Raw genomic sequence first — 16,451 nt, forward strand, 5'->3', positions numbered from 1 at the left:
TGAGTTTAAAGTGAAAGAAGGTTTTCTCTTGAGCAAAAACCAAAACATTCAAATTGGCGTATGCGGCTGGGGAGATCATGATGATTTATACACGCAGGGTGTGAAAGCCAAAGATAAGTTGTCTGTTTATGCCAGTCATTTTCCTATTGTAGAGCTGGACAGCTCTTTTTACGCTATTTTACCACAAAAAAATTATGTGACGTGGGCAAAGGAAACCCCAGATGCATTCCGTTTTATTGTCAAACCGCATCAAGGGCTGACCGGTCATCAACGTAACATGGAACGCGATGAAAAGCTAGAATTATTTAAGAGTTTTGAAGAGAGCATTCAGCCACTTGTTGACGCAGGGAAATTGGAGACATTATTGTTTCAATTCCCACCTTGGTTTGACTGTAAGCGTGAGCATGTTCAATACGTTCAGTACTGTGTACAGTATTTTTCCCGTTACTCTGTCTCTGTCGAATTTCGACACCAAAGCTGGTTTGAGTCTGCTTGGAGAGAAAAGACATTAGCTTTTCTGCAAAAGCTGGGCGCTGTTCATGTTGTCTGTGATGAGCCGCAGGTAGGGTCTGGCTCTGTTCCCATTGTTACAGCGGTTAGCTCTGTGAAACAGGCATTGGTTCGCTTTCATGGGAGAAATAGGGCGGGATGGCGTGACACTGGCGCCCCAAATTGGCGAGATGTTAGGTATTTGTACAGATATAGTGAGGAAGAATTACAAGAATGGAAGCCTAGACTGCTCGAATTAAGTCGGCAAACGGAACGTGTCATTGTGCTATTCAATAATAATTCAGGGGGCGATGCTGTAGCAAACGCCAAGCGAATGATGCAACTATTGGATATTGATCCGGATGGATTGAATCCTCGGCAACTCGAGCTTTTCTAACAACATTTTGGCGTTGTACGCCTAGGAAGAGGCTTAATCATGTTAATTGCACTCTTTATTTTATTGTTTATGTTTATTGGACTATTCGCAGGTGTAATGGGGAGTCTGGTCGGTATTGGCGGAGGAATGTTTTTCGTTCCTGCCTTACTTTATTTCGGGAATATGTATGAGCCAGGTAGCATTACGCCGCAAATAGCGAGCGGTACCTCCTTATTAGTCATTGCGATAACAGCTCTCTCCTCAAGCATTAGCTTTTGGAAACAGAAAAAAGTGGATGTGCAAGCGGCTGTCCTATTTTTTATCGGTAGTGCTCCGGGAGCAGTCGTTGGAGTTTATGTAAATAAATGGTTAAATAGCGACTCGTTTTATCTTTTATTTGGTTTATTTCAAATCTCCATGTTTATCTTGCTAATGATTAAAGATAAATTCAAGCCAAGAACGAACCAATGGAAGATTGTTAAAACCTATCTGGATGAGCAGGGGGAGCAGCAAGTTTATGGCTATAACCGCACCTCTGCTATCATCATTGCTTTTTTTGTCGGTATCATTTCTTCTTTGTTTGGAGTTGGTGGAGGGATTCTGATGGTGCCGGCACTGATCGTCCTATATCGTTTCCCTGCCCATATGGCTACGGCTACCTCTATGTGCATTATCTTTTTGTCGGCTGTTGTCGGTTCCACAACGAATATTATAAACGACCATATCCAATGGTTCTATGTGCTTGGTCTAGCGCCAGGGGCATGGATTGGTGGAGCAATAGGAGCTATTGTGGCTAATAAATTAAAAGGTAAGACCTTAATACTCCTGCTGAGAATCATGATCTTAGCGATTGCCGTTCAAATGATTTGTAAAGCTTTTGTTACTTAGCATGCCGTATTTTCATTAGAAAAAACACCCCTTCTCTCTTTTGCTCATATCGTAAAAAGAAAGGAGGGGTACAGATGATTGAAATGAAGCCGCTTTATTTTAACGCGGGTGTAGCACAGGCCATTACCGTGCATTTGCCGAAAACTACGCTGCTGGTTGTAGCCACGGAAATCGGATATATCATGTGTGGTGCGCTTGATGTTGGATTATTAAATGAGAAGTTAGCTCATCGAGAAATTATTGCAGGTCGTGCAACAGGCGTAAAAACGATACAAGAACTGCTGGATGCTCCTTTAGAATCAGTGACTTTTGGCTCAGCGGCTTTGGGGATAGAGATAGGTACAAAAGGTAGCGATGCTATTGAATTCATGCTCTCTCACGAACAACGAACATAAAGCGTAAAAGCCTCCTAATACCTCACGGACTAGGAGGTTTGCGATGGTGGACAAGCTCAAAAGCCTTAGCCAAACTTCTCTTTATTAGACAACAATAGTAAAATCAATTCTTCTTTTTGACGAAATTACTAATAGGTATAATGGTACTAGTACTAGGAAAGGCTTGGAAAAATTAATGCGATTATTGTCCATCACCCGCTGTGAAACAGGCATGAAGCTTGCACGAAGTATCTACAATAGTAATGGTACAATCTTAGTGGGAAACGGCGTTACACTTACCCAGAGAATGATCGCACGTTTAGCAGAAATGAATATTCATTCCATTTATATTGAGGATGATGATACAGCTGACATTCTTATAGATGATATTATCTCCGATGAGACGCGACGGGAAGCGATGGGATTTATCCATAAGTCGTTTGAAACGTTTCGTGAAGATCCTAAAAAATTTAGACAAGTGTTTGCGGCAGAAAAAATGGGACTGCGTGTTCGCGGCGTGCTCATGAATCTTATTCATGAATTAAAAAACAATCATTCAGCGATGAATTTACTAGGAACGGTGTGTGGTGTCGATTCCTACGTGTTTGTCCATTCCTTTAACGTAACAATTTATACTGTATCAGTCGGATTAAAAATGGGGTTAAATGATAAGGAAATTGCTGATTTAGCCTTAGGGGCTATTTTACATGATGTAGGTAAAATGATGATACCGCCTGAAATATTGAATAAGCCGGGGCGTTTGACTGATGAGGAGTATGAAATTGTCAAGCAGCATACCGTAATCGGATTTGAATTATTACGAAAACAAATAGGAGTTCCGTTACTAGCTGCACATTGCGCATTTCAGCATCATGAAAGAATTGACGGGAGCGGCTACCCCCGTCAATTAAAAGAAGCGGAAATTCATCCATATGCAAAAATTTTAGCCGTATGTGATGTGTTTGATGCTTTAACAAGTCATCGGGTTTATCGTCGGCCGATGCTGCCGCATGATGCTACGGAGCTGCTGTTTGCAGGATCAGGGACGCAATTTTGTAATAATGTTTTAGAAAAATTTCGCAATGCGATCTCTATTTATCCAGTTGGTTTGGGGGTCACCTTAAGCTCTGGTATCTCCGGCGTTATTATTAAAAATAATCCGGGATTTCCCTCCAGACCGGTTGTACGAATTTTAGAAAATGAGGCTCATGAAAAGGTAAAGCCATTTGAAATTGATTTAACTGCCGAGTTAAGTTTAGTTATTTCTGATTGTGAGCCGCTTAGCTAATCGGTTTATTTTTGAGAAAGCAAGCTTAGATGGTGACATTAGCTGGATTGCTTATTGTTTCGAGTCCAGCCTGATTCCAGGCGAGGATACCACCTTCTAAATTAATCAAATTCTCAAAGCCTTTCGATTCTAAAAGGCTGACTGCTATGGCAGAGCGAGCGCCTGAACGACACTGGACAAGTATAGGTTTATCTTTAGGAATCTCATCCAGTCGCTTGTGTAGAGAGCCGAGCGGAATATGAACAGCATGTGGAAGATGGCCCTCAAGCCATTCAGATGAATTGCGAACATCGATCAAGGTGACGTCCTGCTGATAGACAAGGGAAGTGGCTGTCATAACATCCATTTCCTTCATGTCTTTAAGCAGGGGGGACAGGTCGATGTTTTTTTGAATTTCATTACTATCACCCATCGCTAAGATATGGTCAATTCCAACCGCTCTTAAATCGGATAAAATTTGTTGGTGATCTTCTTTATTTCCAAGGACATATAAGGGACTTTGCTCATCAATTAACCAACCAGCCCAGGTACAGAAGCTGCGCTGATGGGGGATAGATAGAGAGCCATTCAAATGGCTTTGGGCAAATACTGAGGCAAGACGTGTGTCCAGCAGGATGGCCTCACTAGCTAGAATATCCTGTAGCACTTCCCGCTCCATCTGTAATTCTTTGGGGAGAGGGATATCAGCTATCAAGGCTGCTCCTTGTTTATTAACCTGTTTCATTCGAGAGAAGTAGCGGGGGGGCTCTGGCTGACCGTCTAACAGCCATGTGACGAATTTTTCTTCTTCTGTGAAGGATAGGGCAGGGTTATAGCGCTTTTCATAGCCTACCGTAGAAGAGGGGACGGCACCTAATGCCTTTCCGCAGGCACTTCCCGCTCCATGACCCGGCCAGATTTGCAGATAGTCCTCCCATTCTTTAAAACGTTGAAGAGATTGATACATTTGACGCGCTCCGACCTCAGCAGTACCTGTTTGACCAGCGGCCTTTTCGAGCAGGTCAGGTCGTCCTACGTCACCAACAAACACAAAATCTCCTGTGAATACTCCGATGGGCTGTGACCCGGCTAAACCATAGTCCTTTAATAAAAAGGACAGACTCTCCGGTGTATGTCCTGGCGTGTGCATAACTTCTAAACGGAGATTGCCTACGGACAAGGTATCTCCCTCATGGATAATTTGATGGACAACACCATCGAGTCCTTCATATTGCCAGTCAGGTCCCCCTTCTCCTGAAAGATAAAGAGTAGCCTGGGTCCGATGAGCGAGCTCTCTGGCTCCGGATACAAAGTCGGCATGGATATGCGTTTCCAATGCTCCTACGATACGAAGACCCTCCTGTTGGGCAATACGCAAATAAGCTGTAATGTCCCTTTGCGGATCAATGACGACGGCTTCACCAGTTCGTTGACAACCTACAAGATAAGAAGCTTGAGCTAATGGTTCATGATAAAAGTAACGTAATAACATGAATGATCGTTCCTCCTTTTATTTTTTAATATGAAATATGGATGGAACAAGGGTTACATTCGCCCTTTCATCATTGCTCGCCAGTAAAGGAGAGGAAGCAAATCCTTTTTTACTCGATACATGCTATACCTTTCCTTTGCTTGATCAAAGGGAAACGTTTCGCGGGGTTCTAGCTTGTAATCAAATTCTGCTAGGATCAAGCGATTATAGCCTGTTACTAATGGGCAAGACGTATATCCATCATATCGAGCGGATAAGGTTTGCTGATCCATGACAGCCAATAGATTGGCCACGAGCACAGGCGCTTGTTTTCGAATGGCAGCCCCAGTCTTGGAAGTAGGAAGGTTGCTACAATCTCCTAGAGAAAAAATGTTTGGGTAGCGTCTATGCTGTAGTGTAGCTGCATCAATTTCTACCCAGCCAGCTTCGTCTGCTAAAGGGCTTTCTCGAATAAAACGGGGGGGAAACATAGGGGGCACCACGTGCAGCATGTCATAGGAAAGGGTATGTAACTCTTTTGTATCAAGATGAACAAATAAAGCTTCTTTCTTTTCTGAAAGAATCTCTATCAAGTTCCATCTGAAGTTGGTGTGAATATTTTTTCTGTTAATAACATTCTGTAAGGAATCTGCATATTTTTTGACGGCAAAAATACTCGCATTAGCTGAAGCAAAAATAATCTGGGAATGGGAGCGCACCTTTGCCTTCCGCATATGATCATCCGCTAAATACATGATTTTTTGGGGAGCACCCCCGCATTTAATCGGTGTATTTGGGTGAGTAAAAATGGCAGTTCCTCCTGAAAAAGTACGCAGACATTCCCACGTATACGAAACATGCTCATAAGAATAATTACTACATACTCCGCCTTTTCCAATTGCCTCTGGAAGCCCTTTAATTTTGTCCCAGCCTATCTCAATCCCGGCGGATACGACCAAATAGTCGTATTGAATCTTTTCACCTTGTGCTGTACAGACTTGATTCATTTCTGGAAAAAAGGATTCGATAGACTCCTTGATCCAAGTCGCTCCCTTAGGAATTAGGGAGGCTTCCTCACGTTCTGTTTTTTCCTTTGATACAACACCTGCTCCTACCAGCGTCCACAAGGGCTGATAGTAGTGTTTATCAGCAGGGTCAATGATTGCAATACTTCCGCGAAGAGAGGGGCGTGCGCGCAATAATCGAGCCGCAACCATAATGCCGGCGCTACCTCCACCTACAATGGCAACACAAAACTTGCGGATATTTGACATCTCCATTCCCCTTTCAGCCATATAAAGACTACCAATCGTAAGTAAGATGAAGAAAAAAAATGTCAAAAAGAAAGGAAAACCCTTTCATTTACTAGGAGATATGCAAGTAGCATATTTTGTTAAAGATACCTCTTATTCTAAATTATAGACTTTTTTCCATTCATAACCAATCCCTTTTTTTAAAAATAACATACATTGTAGTTGCCAATGTGAACATGATAATCAAGACAATAAAATAGCCGTAGTTGGTATGTAGTTCTGGCATTACATCAAAGTTCATTCCATAAATGCCTGTCACAACCGTTAAAGGCATGAAAATGGTGGTCAGTGCTGTAAAAATGCGCATAATCTCATTGGTTCGATTGGAAACCGAAGACTGATAGGCTTCGCGGACGTTGCCAATTAGCTCTCGAAATGTTTCAAAATTCTCCACAATCTTCACGGCATTCTCATGAATATCAATGAAATATTTACGTAGGTTAAGAGAAATCAGAGATAGCTCCTTCGTTTGAAGCGCATGAATGAGATCGCGCTGTGGAGCCATCATCTTTTTGGCATACAGAATTTCTCGGCGTAACCCAATAATTTGAGAAAGATGAGTGTTTTTTGCTTTTAGTAAAACCTGCTCCTCTAAATTTTCAATCAGGTCTTGAATTTCTTCCATCACATCAAAGTAGCTTTCAATGAGCTGATCCATAAAAAAATACAGGAAGAAGTCGGACGAATGAATTTCTTCTTCACGAATAATGGAGGGAAATATACGAATCTCATCTATTTCAAATTTACTGACCGTAATGACATAATGCCCTCCGAGAAAGATATTCACTTCTCGCAGAAATATATCCTCATTCTGAAACTGAATGCTATTGCTTACGATAAAGTAATGGTCATGGTAGACCTCAAGTTTAGGGCGCTGTTCCTCTTCATCAATGCAATCCTCAATAGCTAATGGATGCAAATGAAACAAATGCTGCAAGATGTCCAAATCAAATAAACCTGCTTGTATCCAATAGAAACCGTTAGCAGGTGGGCGTATTGTTATTTCTATGTCTTCAACTGGTGTCATGGTTCCATTCTCAATTAAATAGATTTTCAACGTATACCCCTCCTCGATCTTCTATTCTCACAGATACCACTAGTATATCCCGTATGTTAGATAACCTTGATTTACTAAATTTATTACCAACATTTACTCTTAACCAAATAGGTTAAAATCGCTTACAGAGGCTATTTTCCCACAGTAAGATTGTTATGTTTTTATAGCGTTTTTAACAGATAAATTCCAGGAAAATTTTTCAATTAAAGAACGTGGATTTGAATGATTCATATATAAACAAAAAAGGGATGGTTAAATCAGAAAGTGGTCGAGAAAAAGTATGGGAATACTTGATAAGCCCACGACTTTTGGCAGTGTAGCAGAACAAAAATTGTTTTACCTCACCCAAAAGCATATGGCAAGTCCAGAAGGTGGAATCTATACCAATTATTTAGTGAGCTCTGATGAAACGAAGGGGCATACTGTTATCTCAGAATCAGTAGGATTACTGCTAAAATATGCTGTTGCTTCTCGGAATCAAGCTTTATTCGAGCAACAACTGAAGCTCTTGCAGCATCGATTCGTGGAAGATGATTTCATTGTCTGGATCTATCCACGGACAGGTCATAACATTGTGAATAGCAGTGTAGATGATTTACACATCATAGAGGCTATGCTAGTTGGGGCGCAGCTATTTAACAATGAACAAGCCTATGATTTAGGGATACGCCTTGCCAAAGGACTGCTTGCTACTAATAGTGACGGGAAATGGTTGTTTGATTACGCTGATAAGAAAAGGCGGCAAGCGGCTCCTACTGTGCAAATTCGGTATGCTAATTTGCCTGCTTTAAGGAAGCTGGCGGACGAGATTTTAGAATATGTACCTATTTATGAACAAATGAAAAAGCTGTTGGAGCAAGCTGAGCAAACAAATGGGCTGTATGCACTCGCGTATTTGCCTAACGAGGGTACCTATGTTCAAGATCCTGTATTACAGACAACTGCTGTCTCCGCTAATATGAGCGAACAGCTTATTACGGCTTTATATGCAGAGAAGGCCGGTATTTCTACGATTCATATGCGCAAGCGTCTAGCGGAGAGCTTGCAGAAAACAGGCAGGTTATTTGCTGCGGTAGATAAACAAAGCGGGGACATGAAAGCAGATATCGAATCGCCTGCTGTATATGCTTTGGCTGCCATGCTGTTCATAGAAAGTGATCAAAGGAGTCTTGCAAATCAATGTCTTAGACGTTTAGAAGAGCTACAAGTATCCAGCCAATCCTATCATGATGCACCGAGTGACATTAGGAAAAAAGCAGTGCAATCTGATGATTCTGCCACTTATGTTTGGTTTGGATGTACGGTCCTTCTATTAGTTATTAGTTATATAAAAAATCGGATATTGGGTCTAATACTGAGTCTAGGTGTGATTTTCACCTTTGGAACACTCCATCTGGTCTTTTTTTTGTGTCTAAGGAAAACACCAGCTTCTCTTTATTAGAGTTAGGTTGGTTTGTGTTATTTCCTTTCGCAGCTTACACAGGGGGCGTTTTAGGGGAAAGAGTTCGCAGTTGTATGAGGAATATCGGCATATTTAGCAGTCCATGGATGAACTGATGATGGTAGATCCTATTACAGGATTAGCTACGGAAAAACGCTTTTTCTTTGATTTGGAGGAAGAAATTCAATGAGAATATCGTCATTTTATTCGGAGACAGCGAGCGGGCTTAGTCGTGGGGACCTGGAAGGAACAAGACCCAGAGACAACCCCGCAGGACGAACAATTGATCATTATGCTAATTGAGATTGTTCACTATGATCAATTTGAAACCTTGTACGGTCAGAAATGGGGCAGAAGATTATTACTTGCACAATGGAAGAACAGCAATGATGGCAGTGATCGTTTTTGTCATAACCGTTCTGATCGTTCTCATTATCCTGATACGCTCATGGAAAAGAAAACGTCGATTGGAAAATATGGATCAGAAGCAAGGGACTGATATGACAGGAAAAAATGGTCAAAGTCTGACTCGATTAGGACGAAATTCGAAAAAGAAATAGCCATAAGAAAAGCTCCTGCTTATGTTACAAAAAGCAGGAGCTTTCTTTTTACGTAAGATGTTACAAAAGGTTATTTGTAAATAGGCTTAGGCTGCTTTTTCTGATTTTCCCAGCGTTTTAACAGTGGATAGGGATCAAATGCCCATTCATTATTTCCGGTGTCCCGATATGTTCCGTAATGAAGATGAGGCGGGAACTTGCCTGAGGTGCCAGGCTTTCCATAGCCAGAGCTGCCTACATAGCCAATTACTTCACCAGGGACGACGATATCCCCCTCTTTTAATCCCTTTTTAAAGGAGGACAGATGAGCAAAGTAATGATAAATGTTGTTGATATCGCGGATACCTACGCGCCACCCACCATAGCGGTTCCAGCCTAATACCTCAACTACGCCATAGCCTGTGCTCATCACCGGGGTAGAGTATCCGGCAAAAATATCGACTCCTTCATGAATGCGCCGTCCTCCCCAGCCACGTGGGTCTCCCCACGTACTGCGATAGCTATAAGAGAAGCGTTTGGGAATAGGAAAAGCATGCTCATTTAATGCAAGTGTTTGGAATTTCTCATAGATTCGTGAGAAGTGCATGATGGTTCTTACTGCTGAATCACGCTTATAATAGTTCCATAGACCAATCTTGAAATCATCGGAATTAAAACCATAGGTACCTAAAAAACGAACAAGACTAGTTAATACGTCACGATCATTATCCTGATCGGCTACACCATCTCCGGAACCATCTAATCCAATTCCATGAAAGAAGGTAATGGATGTTAGATTATTGTCTTCTGAATCAGGATTAAAAACACCACACCACAATTCAGTAGGAACCTTGATAGCAGTGAGTCGTTTGTTCGCAGACTCTGCTTCCTTGTTTTTTGATTTCTTTTTAATGGTTCGTTCGTACTGATCAATAGCTGCTACATATTTCCATGGAATTCCATATAATGCTTCGTATTCAATGAATAATTCCATACGCTCATCCCACTCTGACTTAGCAGGGGAAGTTGATGGTGCCTTAGTTGATATTGATGCCGCTAATCCTTGAGATGGAGCCATTAGGATAATAGCGATAATCCAACATGAATAAAGGCGTAGAAAACGCATACGTCTCCCTCCAGCCATTAGTCTCCTTATAGTAGAATGACCCATACGCTTATAAACTATGCTTGCAAATTTTGGGTGAAAAATAAAATGGCTTTAGAGCCTTTAGAAATAAAAGGAGAGGAGGTGTTATATATGACCAAACCATACGTTTTTATCGGGGGAGAAGGAGCTTATCAATTGACGACGTTATTGCCACTTTGGCAGCAGCTTCACAGAGAGGAAGGTCTGTTTTTTTCACAGGTAGTTGATTCGTCCATTGATACGAGTGAATGGAATATAGAGGAAGCAGGGGCATGGGATTCTCTGCTTGAATTAGGAATGCCTGAGAATTGTCAGGTTATGGTAAGTCATTTGATTCTTCCTGAGGAGGAGATGATGAAGGACTCCCTTCTCCAACTAGCAGTAGGTCAATATATTAAAAAATGGAGGAAAAAAGAGGAAGGGGAAGCTTGTAGCGCCTCATTTCTTAGCTGGCTACAAAGGATGGGGGTGCTTTCAGCAGCAAGTCCACCTCCTGGCAAAATCCAAAGGGTGTGGAGTGGTAAGGGCATATATATAGCATTTATCACCCCTGAAAAGGAAGGTATAAAAGAACCTCAAGACAACACTGTGGAAAATAAGCATGCTTCTTATATAAATGAGCCGATGATTCTTTTACAAGCCACTTTAGAAGATACCCCTCAGGAATGGCTGGGATATACCATGCAAAGCTTGTATGCGGCTGGGGCCAAAGATGTTTCCTATGTTTCCCTCACGATGAAGAAGAATCGGCCGGGTCTCATGCTACAGGTGATGTGCTACGAAAGCCAACAGGAGATCATGAAAAGCATCATGTTTCAGGAGACGACTACCTTTGGCATACGTTATTTTCCCGTTGCTTGTCATCGTTTAACAGAACAAATTTTGGATGTAAAAACAAAGTGGGGGGAAGTACAAGTAAAGCTGGGATTTTATCACGGGGATTGCGTGCAGATTGCTCCTGATTTTGAGATATGCTCCAGGCTAGCGGAAGATCACGATGTCCCTTTGCGGAAAATTTATCAAAAGGCAATGATGCTGGCTAAGGCACGCTTATAAGGCGTGCTTTTTTATATGGATGCTCACAAAGGGAAGATACGTTCGTAATCTTAGCAGGAACATAGCGGTAATATGAAGAAATTAGCCATAGACGGGGAGGACGAACATGATCAGATTTATTCATACTGCTGATGTCCATCTGGACGCACCTTTGACGAACCTATCTTCCATCTATGAAATCAGACAGGAAGATTTCCGACGTACGATGCGCCGAATACGCGATGTAGCAATAGATAATCAAGTCGATTTTTGGCTGATCGCTGGTGATTTATTAGAATACCATGGAGGCACAAGGGCGACTGCTTTATTTTTACGAGAGTTATTTGATAGCATAGCGCCCATACCTATATTTATCTCGCCAGGCAATCATGATCCTTGGCAGGAAGGGTCCTTTTATCAAACAATGGAATGGCCTGCGCATGTTCATATTTTCACAGATGAATGGGGCGTTTATGAATATCCGGAAAAATCGTGTGTGTTATATGGATGGGGGTTCCCTCAAGCGCATGTTACTGCATCTCCACTAGATTCCTTTCCAGGAACATTACCTGATTATCGTTATCATGTCATGGTGATTCATGGTTCAGTGATTACCGGTGAGCATACCGAGCATTCTGTCTATGCCCCGATGACGATTGGCGGACTTGCTGATACAGGGATAAATTATGTGGCACTTGGCCATATCCATAAGCCAATCCAATTTCTTCATCCACAGACTCAACAGGTTTTCGCAGTATATCCAGGTTCTCCTGAAGGGCTTTCAATGAAGGAGAATGGAGAGCGGTATGCCATTCTAGGAACTATTTCTGGCAATGGGGAGGTAACAGTAGATCCGATTTCTGTACAAAGCAGAATCAGCAGAAAACTGACGATCTCACTGAAAGGCTTGGAGAAAATTGATGCAATCGTAGAGCGAGTCGAGCAGGAGCTCTCTCAAGTAAATAAGGAGGATCTGCTCTATGTGACGTTTGAGGGAGAACGAGCTAGCCATTTGCAGGTTCCCGTAGAGATAATCAAATCACGTTGCAAGGAGTATTTCTTTATTCAATTTACAGATCAAACCTATCCAGACATAGATGAGCAGCAGGTGAAAGAAAAGGGCGGCGTTTTAGGAAAATGGCTGGAAAAGTTAGATGATCTGGAACAGGCCGCAACAAATGAACGAGAGAAGGCAGTAATCCAACTTGCGAAACGAGAGGCTTTACAGCAGATTGGGAGTGTGTTTCGTTGATCATTGAGGATATACATATTAAAGGGTTTGGTAAATGGCAGGAACGAACCTTTACCTTCGCGCCGGGCTTAAACCTATTTTATGCCCCAAATGAGGCTGGAAAGTCTACCTTATTACAGGCACTAGTGGCTAGCTTGTATGGGATGAAGAAGGATTTTATCAAAGTATCCCGTTATGTAGACGAATACGATCGCTATTATCCTTGGCACCATTCATCCTATGAAACCATTGTACGGTATACATTGGCAGATCAACAATTTCGCTTACATCGGGTTCTTGATAAAGAGCGTGAGCAAATGAAGTTGTTTTTAGAGCCAGAGCTGACAGAGGCTTTAGCCTTATATAAAGAGGATCGTCGGCGGGAATACAATTTTATCGAGAAGCATCTGGGTCTAAACCGCAGTTTATTTACAGATATAACCTGGATCAAGAGAGAGGGGTTACAGGCCCCAGAGCATTTATTACCAAACCTTGCCCAAGAAGGTGTGATTGACCCTGCTGTTCAGGGTGTATTAGCTGCATTGGAACAGGAGTATAGTGCGATAGGGAAAAAAGATAATGCTGAGAACACACGGTGGGGCAAAGCTAACCGACAATGGCAGCAGGCTCGTCAGGCTCTTCAACAAGCAGAAGAAATCTGGCTGGTAAACAAGCATCTCCACCAATCTTTGACGGAATGGCAAAAGGAAGAAGAACAAATCCAGAAAAGTTATGACATGCTAGCTAAACTGCTTACCGAGCATCAGCAATTTATGGAGGTTTGGCAGCGCTGGTGGACTTACACGTATGAAACCACTCATAGTGACCATGTAGCTCGCTGGTTAACCGAAGCTATACATGCACTTCCTGTCATTTACAGTGAGGTGCCAGAGCTGATCGAATGCCACCAATCGGCTCAGCAGCAGCTTGCTCGGCTAGAACTGGAGATAGGACAGCATACGGAGGCTGGCGATGTCATTGGACAAACTCCAAAAGAAGCAGGGGTACAGGAAGAGCCAGAGGAAGCAGCAAATCCTCTTGAAGAATGGAACAAACAAAATGAGTTACACAAGGATGCTGAGCTAGAGCAAGTAAACCATGATTACCAGATAGCACGCACGATGAATAAGAATCTTGAGGATACACGCCAACAACGCTATCAGCAGGAGGTCTTGCTGGCTCAACTAAAGGCCGCGCTACAAAATAAGAAAAGCGTTTATGCGGCAAGTAAGGAGCTTACTCATCTTTTGCAAGAAGCACCTCAACTGGCTTATTATGACGAGGTTGCGGCTATGCAAGCAGAAAATTACCTGCGGCAAAATAAGGTGGATGAGGTAGAGCTGTTTGTCTCAATGAGTAGTCGCAGAGCCAAGACTAGAAAGCAAAAGCTGGAACAATCGAAGCAAAAGTCAGCACGAGCAGCTTCCAAAATTCCCCTGCATATCTGGATAAGTGGTGAGACCGCACTGGTAACTGCCATTTGGAGTATGTGGATGATGATTGAACAGCGCTGGGATTTAGTGAGGATTGGCAGCGGAATAACTATGATTGCAGGCTTACTGAGCTTCATTTTTTATTTTCTGTATAAAAACAAGCTAAGCAGAAAAAGAAAAGAAGCCAACATTCAGACATCACAAGTGTCACAGATTCCTGAGTCTGTTTCGCAGTGGATTTCTCGGATGAATATTGACTCGGCAGAGCAAGTGCGGACGTTACGCGAGAAATATGCCAGATTACAGCGTTGCAAGCAGGAGCTGGAGACTTTTACGCAGGAGAATGAGGACCAAGCTACCCTACTAAGTAAGCTACATGTAGAAATAAGCGAGCTACAGCAAGAAATCGAGCAAGCGCAACAAACACTACAGCAGCTAATTGAGCAGGAGCAAATTCAGAGTGAGCGGCTCGCAGCTATTTTTTCTGTCCATCAGGTAGATAATTGGGAAGAATTTACCGATACACGGGAAGCCTTATTGGTAAAGCTCCATGTGTTATCCGCTAATCAAGGACAATTACAAGCGATCGAACGATTAGAGGAAGAATTGCAGGCGGAAAGATTGCGAGCAGAACAGTCAGCATTCATAGAACAAAAAGAAAAGGACCGACAAGCACTTCTGTTGAATTGGGCGGAAAAAACACGAAGCGCAATGCTTATCTCTAAAGAGAAAAAGGAGCATGAACAGGCTACAGGCCTAGAGGAGGCAAAGAAGCTGGAGCAGCAGCTTGCCCATGTAAGGGAGCGTATTGCGAGGGCAAGGGGAGAGCTTGGACAGCAAAATCAAAGCTCTTTGGCCAGAGCCAAGACGGCTTTTAAGGAAGCTGAGCTAGCATTAGAAGAGGTGCAAGTACGACGAGATAGCTTACAGCTTGCGAGGGATACGCTTCAGGAAGCCATGAAGGTATGGCATAGAGAGGTTTCCCCAGATGTTAGTCAGATTGCTTCAGAAGTGACCCGTCAGATAACTGAGGGGCGATATCAAGATGTGCGAATTGATCCTACCAATCAATTTTCGATAAAAGTAATAGAACCTAATTTTCACAAAGTTCTTCCTCAGGAGAAGCTGTCAAATGGCATGCAGGATCAGTTATACTTTGCCCAACGAATCGCCTTCATTTTACAAATTAGTAAGGCCAAGGAGCCGCTTCCCATTTTTTTAGACGATCATTTTGTCCATTACGATGAACAACGTTTGCAAAGTACATTAGCATACTTACTTACATTAGCCCAGACCCATCAAATTTTTTTATTTTCTTGTCAACAGCGAGAAATGTTATTATTAAGTGAACAAATTAAAAATCATCCGCGTCATCAGCTTCATAACTGGTACAATAAAGAAGCAAACAGTAACACCTAATAGGTTGCAGATAATAATCATTCTAATTATAATTGAGACACTGAAAAATGTTAGGAGTGTGACGGTAGATGGCACAACGCAAACCAGATTGGCTAAAAATAAATCTCGCATCTGGACAAGATTTGGACAACTTCCGTGAAATTAAGCAGATGATGCGTGGGAAAACCCTGCATACGGTTTGCGAGGAAGCAAAATGTCCCAATATACATGAATGCTGGGTGAATCGAACCGCCACTTTTATGATTTTAGGCGATATTTGCACACGTGCTTGTCGTTTTTGTGCAATAAAAACAGGTCTTCCAACCGAGTTGGATTTGGCAGAGCCAGAACGTGTAGCAGAAGCATCTGAACAAATGGGCTTGAAGCATGTTGTTGTAACTTCTGTAGCTCGTGACGATTTAGCTGATGGGGGAGCAAGTATCTTTGCAGCTACGATCAAGGCAATTCGCAAACGACTTCCTCTTGCTACGATCGAGGTTCTTATCCCTGACTTTATGGGGAACTGGGATGCATTGAAATTAGTTATGGATGCGCGCCCTGATGTATTGAATCATAATATTGAAGCAGTGCGCCGCTTATCCGATCGTGTACGTGCTCGTGCTAAATATGATCGTACGTTGGAGTTATTGCGTCGTGCAAAAGAGATGCAACCAACCATTCCAACCAAATCAAGTCTGATGATTGGTGTGGGTGAAGAAATTGAGGATATTTTGGAAACCATGGATGACTTGCGTGCGGTTGACGTTAATATCATGACAATAGGACAATACCTGCAACCAACGAAAAAACACATTGCTGTAACCAAGTATTACCATCCGGACGAATTCCGTATGATGAAAGAAGAAGGAATGAAGCGTGGTTTTAGTCACGTAGAATCAGGTCCGTTGGTACGAAGCTCTTATCACGCGCACGAGCAAGCGAATGCAGCAAAGGGTACCATTGCGGCTGCTAACGCATAATTGACAATAGAT

General features: G+C 42.5%; 14 protein-coding genes. 10 read left to right on the plus strand and 4 right to left on the minus strand.

Annotation, left to right across the window (positions count from 1 at the left end; all coding sequences use genetic code 11):
* The first annotated feature begins 28 nt into the window (after nt 1-28).
* From AYJ08_RS21340 to AYJ08_RS21355, 4 genes are all read left to right on the plus strand, one after another.
* Nucleotides 29-886 carry a DUF72 domain-containing protein gene (locus AYJ08_RS21340; protein WP_031411538.1) on the plus strand — a complete coding sequence of 286 codons (858 nt, stop codon included), beginning with the start codon at nt 29-31 and terminating at the stop codon, nt 884-886.
* 39 nt (nt 887-925) lie between these two features.
* Complete coding sequence (locus AYJ08_RS21345) at nt 926-1,753, plus strand: sulfite exporter TauE/SafE family protein (protein WP_064019384.1); 828 nt, start codon at nt 926-928, stop codon at nt 1,751-1,753.
* Nucleotides 1,754-1,827: 74 nt separating this feature from the next.
* The gene (locus AYJ08_RS21350; protein ID WP_064019385.1) at nt 1,828-2,148 is read left to right on the plus strand and encodes a YunC family protein; all 321 of its coding nucleotides are present in this window, start codon (nt 1,828-1,830) and stop codon (nt 2,146-2,148) included.
* 175 nt (nt 2,149-2,323) lie between these two features.
* A complete protein-coding gene (locus tag AYJ08_RS21355) occupies nt 2,324-3,415 on the plus strand; it encodes an HD-GYP domain-containing protein (protein WP_064019386.1) in 1,092 nt (363 codons plus the stop codon).
* Between the two features lie 25 nt (nt 3,416-3,440).
* On the opposite strand, the gene AYJ08_RS21360 is transcribed toward AYJ08_RS21355, so the two are convergent.
* From AYJ08_RS21360 to corA, 3 genes are all read right to left on the minus strand, one after another.
* Nucleotides 3,441-4,886, minus strand: coding sequence for an MBL fold metallo-hydrolase (locus AYJ08_RS21360; RefSeq protein ID WP_064019387.1), 1,446 nt, complete (start codon nt 4,884-4,886; stop codon nt 3,441-3,443).
* Nucleotides 4,887-4,939: 53 nt separating this feature from the next.
* Nucleotides 4,940-6,139: an FAD/NAD(P)-binding oxidoreductase gene (locus AYJ08_RS21365; protein ID WP_003340901.1), complete on the minus strand. Its 1,200-nt coding sequence runs from the start codon at nt 6,137-6,139 to the stop codon at nt 4,940-4,942.
* Nucleotides 6,140-6,299: 160 nt separating this feature from the next.
* Nucleotides 6,300-7,235 carry a magnesium/cobalt transporter CorA gene (gene corA, locus AYJ08_RS21370; protein ID WP_064019388.1) on the minus strand — a complete coding sequence of 312 codons (936 nt, stop codon included), beginning with the start codon at nt 7,233-7,235 and terminating at the stop codon, nt 6,300-6,302.
* A gap of 280 nt (nt 7,236-7,515) precedes the next feature.
* Here corA and AYJ08_RS21375 point away from each other — a divergent pair, with 280 nt between their 5' ends.
* Both AYJ08_RS21375 and AYJ08_RS21380 read left to right on the plus strand, forming a co-directional pair.
* On the plus strand, nt 7,516-8,676 hold the full coding sequence (locus AYJ08_RS21375; protein ID WP_064019389.1) for a hypothetical protein: 1,161 nt from the start codon (nt 7,516-7,518) through the stop codon (nt 8,674-8,676).
* Between the two features lie 232 nt (nt 8,677-8,908).
* Nucleotides 8,909-9,175, plus strand: a complete 267-nt coding sequence (locus AYJ08_RS21380; RefSeq protein ID WP_064019390.1) for a hypothetical protein — start codon at nt 8,909-8,911, stop codon at nt 9,173-9,175.
* Nucleotides 9,176-9,306: 131 nt separating this feature from the next.
* Here the strand turns inward: AYJ08_RS21380 and AYJ08_RS21385 are convergent, their stop codons facing one another.
* The gene (locus AYJ08_RS21385; protein WP_064019391.1) at nt 9,307-10,341 is read right to left on the minus strand and encodes a M23 family metallopeptidase; all 1,035 of its coding nucleotides are present in this window, start codon (nt 10,339-10,341) and stop codon (nt 9,307-9,309) included.
* 132 nt (nt 10,342-10,473) lie between these two features.
* Between AYJ08_RS21385 and larC2 the strand changes: the two genes are divergently transcribed.
* The 4 genes from larC2 to lipA all read left to right on the plus strand — a co-directional run bounded on the left by larC2 (nt 10,474) and on the right by lipA (nt 16,439).
* The gene (gene larC2 / locus AYJ08_RS21390) at nt 10,474-11,418 is read left to right on the plus strand and encodes a nickel pincer cofactor biosynthesis protein LarC2 (RefSeq protein ID WP_064019465.1); all 945 of its coding nucleotides are present in this window, start codon (nt 10,474-10,476) and stop codon (nt 11,416-11,418) included.
* A 106-nt stretch (nt 11,419-11,524) separates the two neighbouring features.
* The gene (locus tag AYJ08_RS21395) at nt 11,525-12,649 is read left to right on the plus strand and encodes a metallophosphoesterase family protein (protein WP_064019392.1); all 1,125 of its coding nucleotides are present in this window, start codon (nt 11,525-11,527) and stop codon (nt 12,647-12,649) included.
* Nucleotides 12,646-15,480: an AAA family ATPase gene (locus AYJ08_RS21400; RefSeq protein WP_064019393.1), complete on the plus strand. Its 2,835-nt coding sequence runs from the start codon at nt 12,646-12,648 to the stop codon at nt 15,478-15,480. Before AYJ08_RS21395 ends, AYJ08_RS21400 begins: the two co-directional genes overlap by 4 nt.
* A 68-nt stretch (nt 15,481-15,548) precedes the next feature.
* A complete protein-coding gene (gene lipA, locus AYJ08_RS21405; RefSeq protein WP_064019394.1) occupies nt 15,549-16,439 on the plus strand; it encodes a lipoyl synthase in 891 nt (296 codons plus the stop codon).
* The last annotated feature ends 12 nt before the right edge of the window (nt 16,440-16,451 follow it).

Source organism: Brevibacillus sp. SKDU10 (assembly GCF_001645205.1).
In the GTDB taxonomy this organism is placed as follows: domain Bacteria; phylum Bacillota; class Bacilli; order Brevibacillales; family Brevibacillaceae; genus Brevibacillus_B; species Brevibacillus_B halotolerans.